Source organism: Polaromonas sp., assembly GCF_031411155.1.
In the GTDB taxonomy this organism is placed as follows: Bacteria; Pseudomonadota; Gammaproteobacteria; order Burkholderiales; family Burkholderiaceae_C; genus Polaromonas.
Genome location: NZ_JANOAL010000137.1, coordinates 1 through 12,749 on the forward strand (window position 1 = coordinate 1; position 12,749 = coordinate 12,749).

The window sequence follows — 12,749 nt, forward strand, 5'->3', positions numbered from 1 at the left end:
GCCATCGTGATGGCCGCCGTGCTGTTGTATGACGACTATCAGCGGAGCCGGGCCCGGCTTGTCAGCGAATCGCTGGATGCGGCGCGCGCGCTGATGCTCGCGGTCGATGCAGAATTCCTCGGCGCTGAAAGAACGCTGCGCGCCTTGTCGACCTCACCCTCCATTTCGCATCGGGACTTCGCTGCGTTTCACGCCCAGGGTGCGGGTTTGCTGACGGACAGCAATATCAACAACATTGTGTTGATCGAGCCCGGTGGCCAGCAACTGGTGAACACGGCCACGCCCTTTGGCTCGCCCTTGCCCAAAGCCCCTGGTCTAAGCCAGTTCGAAAGTGTTCTCGCCTCCGGGCGGGCGAACACCTCAAATCTGTTTATCGGGCCGGTTCTCAACCGGCCTGTGGTCAGGGTGGTTGTGCCTGTGCGCAACGGCGCTGAATTCACCCATTACCTGATGGGGGTCATGTTGCCCGCCTATTTTCAGAAATTGTTGCTTGCAAGGCGGTTTGGCGCGGACCGGATTGCGGTGATTGCCGATGCTTCCGGGACCGTCGTGGCGCGCACGCACGAGATCGACCGGTTTATCGGAAAAAAGGTTGCACCTGGCCTGTTGCAGCGCCTGAACAATGAAAATGAAAACACTTTTGAACTGGTGTCGCTGGAGGGCATTCCCGTCTTGACGGTGTTCGTGCGCTCGGCAACGACGCGCTGGACCGTGGCCATCGGTACCCCGGTTGAGAGCCTGACGGCAGAAATGCGGCGTTCTTTTTGGCTGCTGAGTGGGCTGGCTGCGCTGCTGATGATGAGCGCTCTGGGCATTGCCTGGGTCATGGGTGGGCGTATTGCGCGTTCCATCCAGGCGCTGAGTTCGCCGGCACTGGCACTGGGGGGTGGCAAGGGGGTAGCGCTGCCTGAGCTGGCGATCCGTGAGGCGAATGAAGTCGGCAAGGCGATTGTCAAGGCCTCGGTGTTGCTGGCCGAGGCGGATGTGGCCTTGAGAGGCAGCGAGGCCCGCATGCGCGGTATTGTCGAGTCGGCCAAGGACGCGATTCTTACCGTGGACGGTGACCAGCGCATCGTCCTGTACAACCTGGCGGCGGAAAAAATGTTTGGCTGGCCGGCTGCCCAGATGCTGGGTGAGCGGCTCGACAAGCTGATGCCGGCGCGTTTTCGCGCCGGCCACGCGTCGCATATTCAGCGTTTTTCCGAGACAGGCATTAGCTCACGCAGCATGGGCGACGGCACGGTGATTTACGGACAGCGCGCCAGCGGCGAGGAATTTCCGGTGGAAGCGTCGATCTCGCAGCTGGAGACGGCCGAGGGCAAGCTTTTTTCAGTGGTTTTGCGCGACGTGACCACCCGCGTGCGGGACCACGCAGCGCTTGAGCGCAGCAACCTGGACTTGCAGCAGTTTGCCTTTGTCGCGTCGCACGACCTGAAAACACCGCTGCGCTCCATAGGCGGCTTCATGCAGCTGCTGCAAAAAAACCACGGGCCGAACCTTGACGAGAAGGCCCTCATACTGATTGGCCGCAGCCTTGAAGCCACGCAGCGGCTGGAGCAGTTGACCGATGACCTGCTGAGCTACGCGCGGGTCAACTCGGAGCCCCGGCCGCACGAGCCAGTTGACTGCCAGGTGGTTGTCAACGATGTGGTCCAGTTGCTCGATGCCGCCATCCGCGACTCGGGCGCCAGCGTCACCGCCGGCGCTTTGCCCAGCGTGACCGGTGATCGCACACAGCTGGTGCAACTGCTGATGAACCTGGTCGGCAACGGCATCAAATACTGCAGGAGACATGCACCCGTGGTGCACATCTCGGCCGAAAAGCGGGATCAGGAATGGATCTTTTCGGTGGCCGACAACGGCATCGGGATTGACGCCAGGCACCACGGCAAGATCTTCGAGGTCTTTAAACGCCTGCACAGCCAGAAGGAATACCCCGGAACCGGCATTGGCCTGGCGGTTTGCCGCCGCGTGATTGAGCGCCATCATGGCAGAATCTGGCTGGCGTCGACTCCCGGCGAAGGGACGACCTTTTATTTCAGCATTCCAGTCCATCTGTAGAAAGCGAGACGTCATGAAAATCAGCCCCATCGCCAACAGCAGAATTGCCGAGATTTTGCTGGTCGAAGACAATGAGGACGATGTTTTTCTGACGCGCGCGGCCTTCGAGGAGGCCGGCTTGAAGATCAATCTTCACCATGTCGACAATGGCGAGAAATGTCTGCAGTATTTGCGCAAGCAGGGCGACTATGCCGATGCGCCCACGCCGGACCTGATTTTGCTGGACATGCACATGCCCCTGATGGACGGGTACGAGGTGCTGTCGGAAATCGTCAAGGATGACGCCTTGCGGCACTTTCCGGTGGTGGTTCTGACGACCTCGTTTGAGGCGGCGGACATCCAGAAAATGTACAAGCTGCGCTGCAGCTCCTACATCACCAAGCCCATCGACTTCGACAATTTCGTCAAAGCCATCAGCCAGCTCGCGGGCTATTGGCTGACCGTGGTGGTGGTGCCGGAACACCCGTGATGCCATCGGCTGGTCGCGAAGCGCGCTTGCCGGTCTGAGGGCGAAAAGTAAGGTGAGCCATGGCGCCGGCTTTGGCGCCACGGCTCTCGACACCGGATTTACCATTGTCAAGACTGGCCTGCTGCCGGGAAACCTGAATTGCCAAGGCGCCAGCTTTGAACCCTAAACGCATCTCGTCGATACGCACGCGCCTGGCCTGGCTGGTTGCCGCCTGTCTGGTCCCGGCCTTCCTGATGGCTGCGGCCCTGGTCTATGCCTACTACCAGAATGAACAGTCCAGGATCGTCCGCGAGTCGTCGGCTTCGGTTCTGGCTTTGAGCTTTGCGGTGGACCGCGAACTGGTCAGCGTCGAAACGGCCTTGCTGGCGCTGGCCAGTTCGCCCAATTTGACTTCGCGGAATTTGGCGGCATTCGACCTCCAGGCCAGGGGCATCGTGCAGGATCAACGCATCGCCAGTGTTGTGTTGGCCGACCTGAATGGGCAGCAGCTGATCAATACACTGCGGCCCGCCGGTGCAACGCTGCCGCGGGTCGGCGACCTGGGATTGTTGCAAAACGTGGTGGCGACCATGAAGCCGGTGATCTCGGACCTGTTTGTCGGAGCGGTGCTACGGGGGCCGCTGATCAGTGTCGGTGTGCCGGTCAAGCAGGATGGCAAGCTGCTTTACGTGCTGATTGGCGGCATCGTACCGACGCGTTTTGCGGAAATACTGGCGCAGCAGCAGCTCCCCGCGGACCGGCTGGTGGCTGTTCTGGACCGCAAGGGCACCGTGGTCGCGCAAAACCAGGCGCTTAACTCAGCAGTCGGCCAGCAAGCGCCCAAGCCGCTGCTGGACAGGCTCAAGCAAAGCAATCAGGGGCGGCTGGAGACCATCACCCCGCAAGGGCTCGCGGCCTTGCTGGTTTTTAATCGCTCATCCTATTCGGGCTGGACCGTGTCAAAGATGGTTCCGTACCAGGGTCTGACAAGTGACTTGTGGCGCACCGCGGGCTGGCTGATGGCCGCGCTGACGCTGCTGCTCGGGGGCAGTCTGTTGCTGGCTTGGGTCATGGGCGGACGCATCATTCGTCCGCTGGGAAAGCTGTCAAGTGCGGCCCAGCAGCTGGAGGCCGGCCTGCCCGCCGAAATTGATGCGGTGGACAACTCTTATGCAGAAGTCAGGACATTGAGCGCATCGTTCAACGCCCTGATCCGCAAGCTGTTGCAGAAGGAAGCCGACCTGATGGAGCTCAATGTCACGCTCGAGCGGCGGGTCGTGCAGCGAACCGTGCAATTGACGAAAGCCCTGGACAGCATGCGCGAGAACGAAAACCGCATCAAGACCATTGTGGAAACGGCGCAGGGGGCGTTCATCGGGGTGGATTTCGAGGGCCGCATCACCGACTGGAATACGCAAGCGCAAAAAATGCTGGGCTGGAGCCGCGAGGAAATTCTCGGCCAGTCATTGAGTGTGCTGGTGCCTGAGCGCTTTCGGGACGGCATCGCCAAGGCCATGCACGTCTTTAGCAGCACGGGGGCGGCCGGCTTTGTCAATACCAACCTGGAACGACTGGTGCTCACGCGGGACGGCCGTGAGCTTGCCGTTGAGATCAGGATTGGCCTGATCAACACCGGCAAGCTGAAGTTTTTCAGCGCCTTTTTGTACGACATTTCGGAGCGCAAGCAGGTCGAACGCATGAAGAGCGAGTTCATCTCGACCGCTTCCCATGAGCTCAGAACTCCCCTGACCGCCATTTACGCATCGCTTGACATGCTGCAATCCGGCATGGCGGGCGAGTTGCCACCTGACGCCAGGGAGCTGCTGGGTATTTCGCACAAAAGTGCCGAACGCCTGGTGCGCCTGGTCAATGATGTTCTGGATGTGGAAAAGATAGCCTCGCGCAGCATGGGTTATCACAAAGTGCCTCAAGCGTTGTTGCCCCTGGTGGAGCAGGCCATCACGGCGACGCAGGGCTATGCCGATCAATACCGGGTCCAGTTCGAATTGAGCGCCGCCTCCACCGACGCCGTCGTCAGTGTCGATGCGGACCGCATCATTCAGGTGATCGTCAACCTGCTGTCCAATGCGGCCAAATTCTCTCCGGCCGGCGGGGCCGTGGTGCATGTCCACCTGCGCCAGTTGGCCGGCTTCGTGCGCGTGTCGGTGATTGACACCGGCAGCGGCATACCCGAAGTCTTTCGCGGCCGAATCTTTCAGCGTTTTGCGCAGGTGGACGCGTCAGACCGGCGCCAAAAGGGCGGCACCGGGCTGGGCCTGAATATCTGCAAGAGCATTATTGAAGCGCATCAGGGCAGGATTGATTTTGTCAGCGAGGCGGGCAAGGGTTGCGAGTTTTATTTTGAGTTGCCGCTGGCACCAAGCGCTTGAGCCGAATTTTTTTTTGCCGCCGCTACCCGGCTTGCCCTGGCTAAGGCGCTTTCGGCGCCTGGCCCACACCCTTGCGTTTCATTTCCCCCCAGCTTGATTCGCGCTGGGCGGCCCAGCGATACAGGCCCAGCAAACGCCACCAGGAGTTGAGTTGCCGGTAACCGAAATTCTCAAGCACCACCACCAGCGACAGCACGGCCAGGTGGCGGAACCTGGGGTACATGTGAAACGAGATTTCCTCCAGCAGCAGGCCCGATGCCGAAAGCAGGACACCCAGGCCCACGGCCATCACCAGGAAAGCCGAGAAGGCCTGCCAGGAGATCAGCCCGAAGGCATAGGCATAGGCCATGAAGAGGTAGCCGCCCAGTTCAACCACCGGACCCAGCCATTCAAAAAGAATCATGAAGGGAAACGCCAGCCAGCCGGGAGGGCCGCCGTTGCGGCTGAACATCAGCCCCCAGTTGCTGCTCAGGCTTTCCGACAGGCCGCGTTGCCAGCGTACGCGCTGGTTTTTCAGGGTCTTGAAATCTTCGGGCGCCTCGGTCCAGCACACCGGTTCGGGCACAAATTCAATGCGGTAGTTTTTCCGCTGCTGCCTGAGCAGGCGGTGGATGCGCACCACCAGTTCCATGTCTTCGCCAATGGTCTTGCTGCGGTAGCCTCCGGCCGCAATCACCACCTCGGTTTTGAACAGGCCAAAGGCGCCGGAAATGATCAGCATGGCGTTGAGCCGGGACCAGCCCAACCGGCCGAAGAGAAAGGCCCGCAGGTATTCAACCACCTGAAACAGCGCCCAGACATTGGTCGGCAACCCGACCTTGGTCAAAAAGCCATCGCTGACTTCGCAGCCATTGGCCACCCGCACCGTGCCGCCGGTGGCGACGGTAGCGGGGTCATTCAAAAAGGGTTTGACCACGCGCTGCAGGCTGTCGCGCGCCAGGATGGAGTCGGCGTCCACACCGCAAAAAAGCGGGTGACGGGCGGCATTGATGCCGGCATTCAGTGAGTCGGCCTTGCCGCCGTTGTCCTTGTCGATGACGCGCAGATTGGGGTAGCGCATGGAGCGGTAGACGCCGCGCACCGCTTGGGTGGCCAGGCCCTCGCGCCGTGCTTGCGGAAAGGGCAGCAGGGAAAATTCGCGCTTGAGCACCTCCAGGGTGCTGTCTTTCGAGCCGTCATTGATGACGATGACCTCGAAATCGGAATACGTCAGCTGGAACATCGAACGAATCGAGGCCGTGATGGTGGCTTCCTCGTTATAGGCCGGCACCAGAATGCTGATGCCGGGCTCAAGCCCGGTAAAAACCTGCGGCAGGTCATCCAGCAGTTTTTCCTGGTTATTGCGGTGCAGGGCAAAAAGCGACAGGAAATTGAGCGCGAGATAGCCCCCGTTGAGCAGGATGAAATAGCCAAAGATGAACCAGGTCGTGAATTCAATCATCGCGATGGCAGGGTTACGCCGGAATGGCGTGGCGTTCAGCTAAAACCTGATCCAGCATGTCCCTGGCCAGGGCGTCGTCGGTCTTGGCGCGCAGCGCCCTGAGTTCTTCCGGTCCGAAAAATGGCATGCTGGCCAGCGACTGCGCGGCCCGGTAGCGAACCCACCAGTGCTTGTCTTCAAGCAAATGCTGTAGCAAGAGCAGGTCGCCCCTATCGCCAAAATTGCCGAGGCATCGGGCTACTTCCACGCGCACCCGCCAGTCGGGGTGCCGCAGAAATCGCCGCACCGTGGGCAGCAAGGGCAAGCCGGAGGCCAGGCGCAAGGCGGCCACCAGGGCTTCGACCGAGCGGCTGTTGCCTAAAATGAACTGCATGGTCGCCGGGGGAAGCTCCAGCCGCAGCGCATCGGCCAGTTGCAGGGCCCGCGGCCAATGGCGCTGGTTCATGGTGCGGATATTTTTGGTCAGATGCAGGCCGAAAGCCGGGCGCGCTTCAGCCAGAAAACCCGCAACCTGGGTGATGCCCCAGTCGTCGCGCGCCAGCAGCAGGGGCAGCAGGCGATCGATGGCCGGCAGCGGATCAATCCGGGTCATGGCCCGGGCGGCATGAATCGAGGCCAGGCTGTCCGGGCGGGTGGCCTGGTCGGCCAGCTCTTCCCAGGAGGCGCTGTCGCGCAGATGGCCCAGCGTCAAAATGGCCAGCAGGCGTTCCGCGCGCCGGCCTTTCTTCAGATAACCGCGTGCCGCCACATCGCACTTCAGGCGGCGCGCCAGTTCATTGAGCCTGTCGCTGGCTGAGCCCCGCAGCGATTCCTGCAGGTAGTTCCAGAGCTTGAGAAAAAACAGCCGGTCGCGGGCCTGCAGGACTGGCAGTGAATTCGGCTGGGCCTCGCTCACGGCTTCGAGCAGCAGGGGGCGCCAAACTGCAATGAAGGCCTTTTCCCTGCGCAGGTTTCTTCGCAACCAGAGTCGCAGAAACACAATCACCAGTACCAGCAGCAGCGTCAATCCGATGGCCGCGATGCCGACCCGCAAAGCAAACGCGGCGTAGGGATCAGAAAAGGTATTGAGCACCTAGACGAACGCTGTTTCGGTTGTAAAAACTGCCTTGTCGGGTGCTTGTGATGGCGTAGTTGACGGCCCATTGACGGCTTAACCAGTGGCGGCCGAGGAAGGCCACGGCGCGAACATCGGCCAGCAACACGGTGTTGGCGTTCACCGAAGTCGCTTCCTGCCCGCTGCTGACGATGACGCCGGCGAAATTGGCGTCTCCGTAGTAATAGGAGCCGCGCAATTCAGCACTGCTGGCGTTAACACCCAGGGCGCGGACGGGTCGCCAGGCCGCCGTGACGCTGAACGACGAAAAGTAGTGCTCCAGCATCAGACTGGCCTGCTGCACATGGACCGTGTCATAGCGTTTGTCGCCCACGCCCGCATGAAGCAGCCATGCGGGTGCAAACTCGTACTGAAGTGTGCCTTCGACACCCAGTTTGGCCAGTACCCTGTGAGACGGGCTGATGTTGGCGCCAAGGGTTGCGGTCAGCTTGTCTGACAGAGGCGTTGAATAAAGGCCGCTGAGTTGCTGGTCGTCCAGGCCAAAGCGCCTGGTCTGGGTCAGCGTCAATTCCCTGACGTCGCGTGGGCCGAGCTTGCGGGTGATGCGCGCGGAAAGCTCGCGCCAGTCGGGGCTGCCGTTGCTCAGGCGGCTGGATTCGGCGCCGAGCTCGAGCTGTGTCTGCGCAATGGCGGGCTCGGAATCGGTATTGGTATCGGTGGCAAGGACCGGCATGGCGATGGCCAGGGTCGAAAAAAATCCAGCCATTTTCTTCATGCGACAGGCCCGGAAAGTCGCTTGACGCGTGCCAGCAGTTCAGCGGGCTGGAAGGGTTTGAGGATGTAGTCATTGGCGCCCGCGTGAAGCGCTCGCACGATGTCCTGCTCCTGTGTTTTGGCGGTCAGCATGATGACCGGCGTGGTTTTCCACGCGGCTTGTTCCCGTAACAGGGCCACCAGTGCGAAGCCGTCAAAAAAGGGCAGCATGACATCGAGCAGCACGATGCTGGGCGGATCGTTATGCTCGATAAACTCTTTGGCTTCGCGGCCATCGCGCGCGAGGTGGACCGTGTATTTTTCGCGCTGAAGCATGAACTTGAGCAGATGCGAAATGTGCTCGTCATCTTCAACAACAAGAGCCGAAGCGGGAATGCTGCGCGGCACTGTCATGCTAAACCGGGAAAAAACCGCTGGCGACTGATCACGTCAACTCCTCCGCGTTATCTGGCAAGAGCAAGGCAACAAGTGGCCATGGCAAAAATAAGGTGACGAGCCTTGACCCCGGCACTGGCTCCACAGTTAGGGCTGCTTGGTTCCCCACCTGACCCGGTTGGCCGCTTCACCATGCGGGAAGGCCCGTCAGCCATGATTGTAAGGGAGTTGCCAATAGCCCTGACGGCAGAGGGAAAAATACGCTCCGGCCAAATTAGAATGACCGCATGTCCTATCTCGTTCTTGCCCGCAAATACCGTCCCCGAAATTTCTCAGAAATGGTGGGGCAGTCGCATGTGGTGCAGGCCCTTGGCAACGCGCTGAGCACACAGCGGCTGCACCATGCTTACCTGTTTACCGGCACGCGGGGCGTGGGCAAGACCACCATCTCGCGAATTCTGGCCAAGTCACTCAACTGCCTGGGCGTTGACGGGCAGGGCGGCATCACGGCCACGCCGTGTGGCGTGTGCCAGGCCTGCCTGGATATCGACAGCGGCCGCTTTGTCGACTACACCGAGCTGGATGCCGCGTCCAACCGCGGCGTTGACGAGATTGCGCAACTTCTCGAACAAGCCGTTTACAAACCCGTCGTGGGCCGCTTCAAGGTCTTCATGATCGACGAGGTTCACATGCTGACGAACACGGCGTTTAACGCCATGCTCAAGACGCTGGAAGAACCGCCCGAGTACCTCAAATTTGTGCTGGCCACGACCGATCCGCAGAAAGTGCCGGCCACGGTGCTGTCGCGCTGCCTGCAGTTCAACCTGCGGCCGATGGCGCCCGAGACGGTGCTGGAGCATCTGGCGCAGGTGCTGGCGATTGAAAACGTGCCGGCCGAGCCGCAGGCCCTGCGCCTGCTGTCACGCGCGGCGCGCGGCTCGATGCGCGATGCGCTGTCGCTGACCGACCAGGCGATTGCCTTTGGCTCGGGCCAGCTGCAGGAAGCCAGTGTGCGCACCATGCTGGGCAGCGTGGACCGCAGTTACGTGTTTCGCCTGCTTGATGCGCTGGCGCGCGCCGATGGCCGGCTGGTCGTTGAAACCTCCGAAGTGCTGCGGCTCAATGGCCTGAGCGCGGCGTCCACGCTGGAGGAAATGACCACGATTTTGCAGCGCATGGCGGTGCTGCAGGCGGTGCCCGAGATGGGCGCGGCCGACGACGACCATGACCCCGAGATTGCCGAGACCGCCCGGCTGGCGCGCATCCTGCCGGCCGACGAGACCCAGCTGCTGTACAGCCTGTGCCTGCATGGCCGCGGCGAGCTGGGCCTGGCGCCCGATGAATATGCGGGCCTGACCATGGTGTTGCTGCGCTTGCTGGCTTTTAAACCGGCCGGTTCAGCGCTGGCCGCGACCGGGGCGGCCTCGCCAGGGAGCGCCGCCGAGCCCGAAAAAAAGCCGCTGCCTGAGCGGTTGAGGCCGCTGGCCGAAAAAATCCCCGAGCGGCCGGTTGTGGTGCGACCACCGCTGGCGCAGGTCCCGCCGGTTGCCGCCGGCAGTGGCACGAACCGGGCTGAGCCCGGTCCCGAGCCGGTTTCAGCCCCGAATAATGAACAAAGTAAGCCTCTGGCCCAGGTAGAACATGCGCATACAGCTATCAATTTGGTAGCACCCGAAATTCCGCAGCCACCGGCCGCCAGCCATGCCGATTCGTCGCTGGCCGATGCGTGGAGCCAGACCGTGAGCCAGCTGGTGGCCGCCGAGGCGGTGGCGGCGCTGACGCGCGAACTGGCGCTGCAGTCAGAACTGTGCAGCCAGGCCGATGGCCTCTGGACCCTGCGCGTGGAGCGCGAATCCCTGTGTCAGCCCGCCGCCCGCGAGAAGCTGCAGACCGCGCTGCAAACCGTTTTGGGCCAGCCTGGCCTCAGGCTGGCCGTTGAAATCGGCCCGGTCAGCGACACCCCTGCAAGACGCAACGCCGCCGCACAGGTGGAGCGCCAGCGGGCCGCCGAAGAATTGATTCAGAACGACCCGTTGGTGCGGGACATGATTCGAGACTGGGGTGCCAAAATTGTCCCCGGCAGCATCAAGTCGATATGATCAACACCCGTTTTAAAGCCAGAATTAAAGGAATTCACCATGTTTAACAAAGGACAACTTGCCGGCCTGATGAAACAGGCGCAAGCCATGCAGGACAACCTGAAAAAAGCCCAGGACGAGCTGGCATTTGTGGAAGTGACTGCGGAGGCCGGTGCCGGCCTGGTCAAGGTCACGATGACCTGCAAGCACGATGTCAAACGCATCGAAATCGACCCCAGCCTGCTGGCGGACGACAAGGACATGCTGGAAGACCTGGTGGCGGCCGCCTTCAACGCCGCCGTGCGCAAGGCCGAAGAAGTCAGCCAGGAAAAAATGGGCAAGCTCACCGCGGGCATGCCGGGCCTGCCGGGCGGCATGAAGTTGCCGTTCTGATCACCCTCATTCGGGTAGGCAGCGTCCTGAATGGCTGATTCAAATGCCCTGGAGGGCCTGACCCAGGCGCTGCGCAAGCTGCCGGGCGTGGGCGCCAAGTCGGCCGCGCGCATGGCGTTTCATTTGCTGCAGCATGACAAACCCGGCGCGCTGCAAATCGCCCGCGCGCTGGAGCATGCGGTAAGCAGCGTCAAACACTGCGCGCTGTGCAACACCCTGACCGAACAGGAAGTCTGCGTCACCTGCGCCAACCCGCAGCGCGACCGCAGCAAGCTGTGCGTGGTCGAAACCCCGGCGGACCAGGCCGCGCTGGAGCGCACGCTGGCCTACAAGGGCCTGTATTTTGTGCTGATGGGCAAGCTCAGCCCGCTCGACGGCATTGGGCCGAACGACATCGGGCTGCAAAAACTGTTTGATCGGGTTGCATCCAGGGACGCGCAGGGCGAGCCGCTGCCGGCCGATTCGCGCGAGGTGCAGGAAGTGATTCTGGCCACCAACTTCACCGCCGAGGGCGAGGCCACGGCGCATGTGATTGCCCAGGCCATGAAAAGCCGCGGCGTACAGGTCACGCGACTGGCGCGCGGCGTGCCGGTGGGCAGCGAGCTTGAATACGTGGATTTGGGCACGATCGCCCACGCGCTGGTGGACCGGCGCTAAAGCTCAACATCGACAACGCAGGACAGGGTTTTCTCATGACATTTGCGCGTTTCACCATCGCTTACTGGTGCGTATTGGTCGCCGCCTTGCTGCCGATTGTGTGTGCCGGGCTGGCCAAGTACGGCATGATGAGCACGCCCCGGCGCGAGGGCGGCTACGACAACCACAACCCGCGCGGCTGGCTGGCAAAACAGCGCGACTGGCGCGGCCGGGCCAACGCCGCGCAGGCCAATACCTTTGAGGCGCTGCCGTTTTTTTTTGCCGCCGTCATCATTGCGCACCAGTTGCAGGCCGGGCAGACCTCGCTCGACATTCTGGCCCTGCTGTTCGTGGTTTTGCGCATCGCCTACATCATGATGTACGTGGCGGACCTGGCCAGCGCCCGCTCGGTGATCTGGGCACTGGGCCTGCTGGTCAACCTGGCGATTTTGGTCGCGGGTTATCGCTGATGCGCCGGGGCGGCCGGCGCTTTGCCGGTAACCATTGGTAAGCAGATTTCCTGCTCTGGTAATAACCCGCACGGGATGACCCCGATGCGGGTTTTTTTGTGTGCCCATAAGCTGAATGGAGTCAAAAAAGTAGGTGAGGTTTCCGCATGAACAACCAGGCTCTCGTATCCCGACGAACCATTGTCGCCGGCGCGGCGCTGGCGGCTGGCGCGCTGGCGTTTCCCTCTCTGCGGGCACAGTCCAAACCCGAGAAACCAAAGATTGCGCTGGCAGTCGGCGGCAAGGCCGCGTTCTACTATCTGCCGCTCACCATCTCCGAGCAGCTCGGCTATTTCAAGGCCGAGGGCCTGGAGGTTGAAATCAGCGATTTTGCCGGCGGTGCGCGCGCGTTGCAGGCGGTGGTCGGTGGTTCGGCCGATGTCTGTTCGGGTGCGTTCGAGCACACCATCAACCTGCAGTCAAAAAACCAGATGTTCCAGGCCTTTGTGCTGCAGGGCAGGGCGCCGCAAATTGCGTTTGGCGTGTCGACCAAGAACATGCCCAACTACAAGTCGATTGCCGATCTGCGGGGCAAGAAGATAGGCGTGTCGGCTCCCGACTCGTCCACCAACATGATGGCCAACCTGGTG

12 protein-coding genes and 1 other RNA gene are annotated in these 12,749 nt (G+C 61.6%); 8 read left to right on the forward strand and 5 right to left on the reverse strand.

Going from position 1 to position 12,749, the window contains the following annotated elements; genetic code table 11:
- The 3 genes from RMO23_RS09075 to RMO23_RS09085 all read left to right on the forward strand — a co-directional run.
- On the forward strand, positions 1–2,061 hold a 2,061-nt coding region (locus RMO23_RS09075; RefSeq protein WP_309680674.1), incomplete at its 5' end, for an ATP-binding protein.
- 13 nt (positions 2,062–2,074) lie between these two features.
- Positions 2,075–2,530 (forward strand): response regulator, encoded by a 456-nt coding sequence (locus RMO23_RS09080; protein WP_309680676.1) that lies wholly within the window; start codon positions 2,075–2,077, stop codon positions 2,528–2,530.
- 155 nt (positions 2,531–2,685) lie between these two features.
- Complete coding sequence (locus tag RMO23_RS09085; protein WP_309680677.1) at positions 2,686–4,899, forward strand: ATP-binding protein; 2,214 nt, start codon at positions 2,686–2,688, stop codon at positions 4,897–4,899.
- Positions 4,900–4,939: 40 nt separating this feature from the next.
- On the opposite strand, the gene RMO23_RS09090 is transcribed toward RMO23_RS09085, so the two are convergent.
- From RMO23_RS09090 to ffs, 5 genes are all read right to left on the reverse strand, one after another.
- Complete coding sequence (locus RMO23_RS09090) at positions 4,940–6,340, reverse strand: glycosyltransferase (RefSeq protein WP_309680679.1); 1,401 nt, start codon at positions 6,338–6,340, stop codon at positions 4,940–4,942.
- 13 nt (positions 6,341–6,353) lie between these two features.
- Positions 6,354–7,412 carry a HEAT repeat domain-containing protein gene (locus RMO23_RS09095; protein WP_309680681.1) on the reverse strand — a complete coding sequence of 353 codons (1,059 nt, stop codon included), beginning with the start codon at positions 7,410–7,412 and terminating at the stop codon, positions 6,354–6,356.
- Positions 7,393–8,160, reverse strand: a complete 768-nt coding sequence (locus RMO23_RS09100) for a YaiO family outer membrane beta-barrel protein (RefSeq protein WP_309680683.1) — start codon at positions 8,158–8,160, stop codon at positions 7,393–7,395. The genes RMO23_RS09095 and RMO23_RS09100 overlap by 20 nt, the downstream gene beginning before the upstream one ends.
- 5 nt (positions 8,161–8,165) lie before the next feature.
- Complete coding sequence (locus RMO23_RS09105; RefSeq protein ID WP_309680685.1) at positions 8,166–8,561, reverse strand: response regulator; 396 nt, start codon at positions 8,559–8,561, stop codon at positions 8,166–8,168.
- A gap of 94 nt (positions 8,562–8,655) precedes the next feature.
- Positions 8,656–8,752, reverse strand: an RNA gene (gene ffs / locus RMO23_RS09110) — signal recognition particle sRNA small type.
- Between the two features lie 78 nt (positions 8,753–8,830).
- On the opposite strand from ffs, the gene dnaX reads away from it, so the two are divergent.
- From dnaX to RMO23_RS09135, 5 genes are all read left to right on the forward strand, one after another.
- Positions 8,831–10,642 (forward strand): DNA polymerase III subunit gamma/tau, encoded by a 1,812-nt coding sequence (dnaX, locus tag RMO23_RS09115; protein WP_309680687.1) that lies wholly within the window; start codon positions 8,831–8,833, stop codon positions 10,640–10,642.
- 39 nt (positions 10,643–10,681) lie between these two features.
- Positions 10,682–11,014, forward strand: coding sequence for a YbaB/EbfC family nucleoid-associated protein (locus tag RMO23_RS09120; RefSeq protein ID WP_309680689.1), 333 nt, complete (start codon positions 10,682–10,684; stop codon positions 11,012–11,014).
- Between the two features lie 30 nt (positions 11,015–11,044).
- A complete protein-coding gene (recR, locus tag RMO23_RS09125) occupies positions 11,045–11,671 on the forward strand; it encodes a recombination mediator RecR (protein ID WP_309680691.1) in 627 nt (208 codons plus the stop codon).
- 35 nt (positions 11,672–11,706) lie between these two features.
- The gene (locus tag RMO23_RS09130) at positions 11,707–12,120 is read left to right on the forward strand and encodes an MAPEG family protein (protein ID WP_309680693.1); all 414 of its coding nucleotides are present in this window, start codon (positions 11,707–11,709) and stop codon (positions 12,118–12,120) included.
- A gap of 146 nt (positions 12,121–12,266) precedes the next feature.
- On the forward strand, positions 12,267–12,749 hold a 483-nt coding region (locus RMO23_RS09135), incomplete at its 3' end, for an ABC transporter substrate-binding protein (protein WP_309680695.1).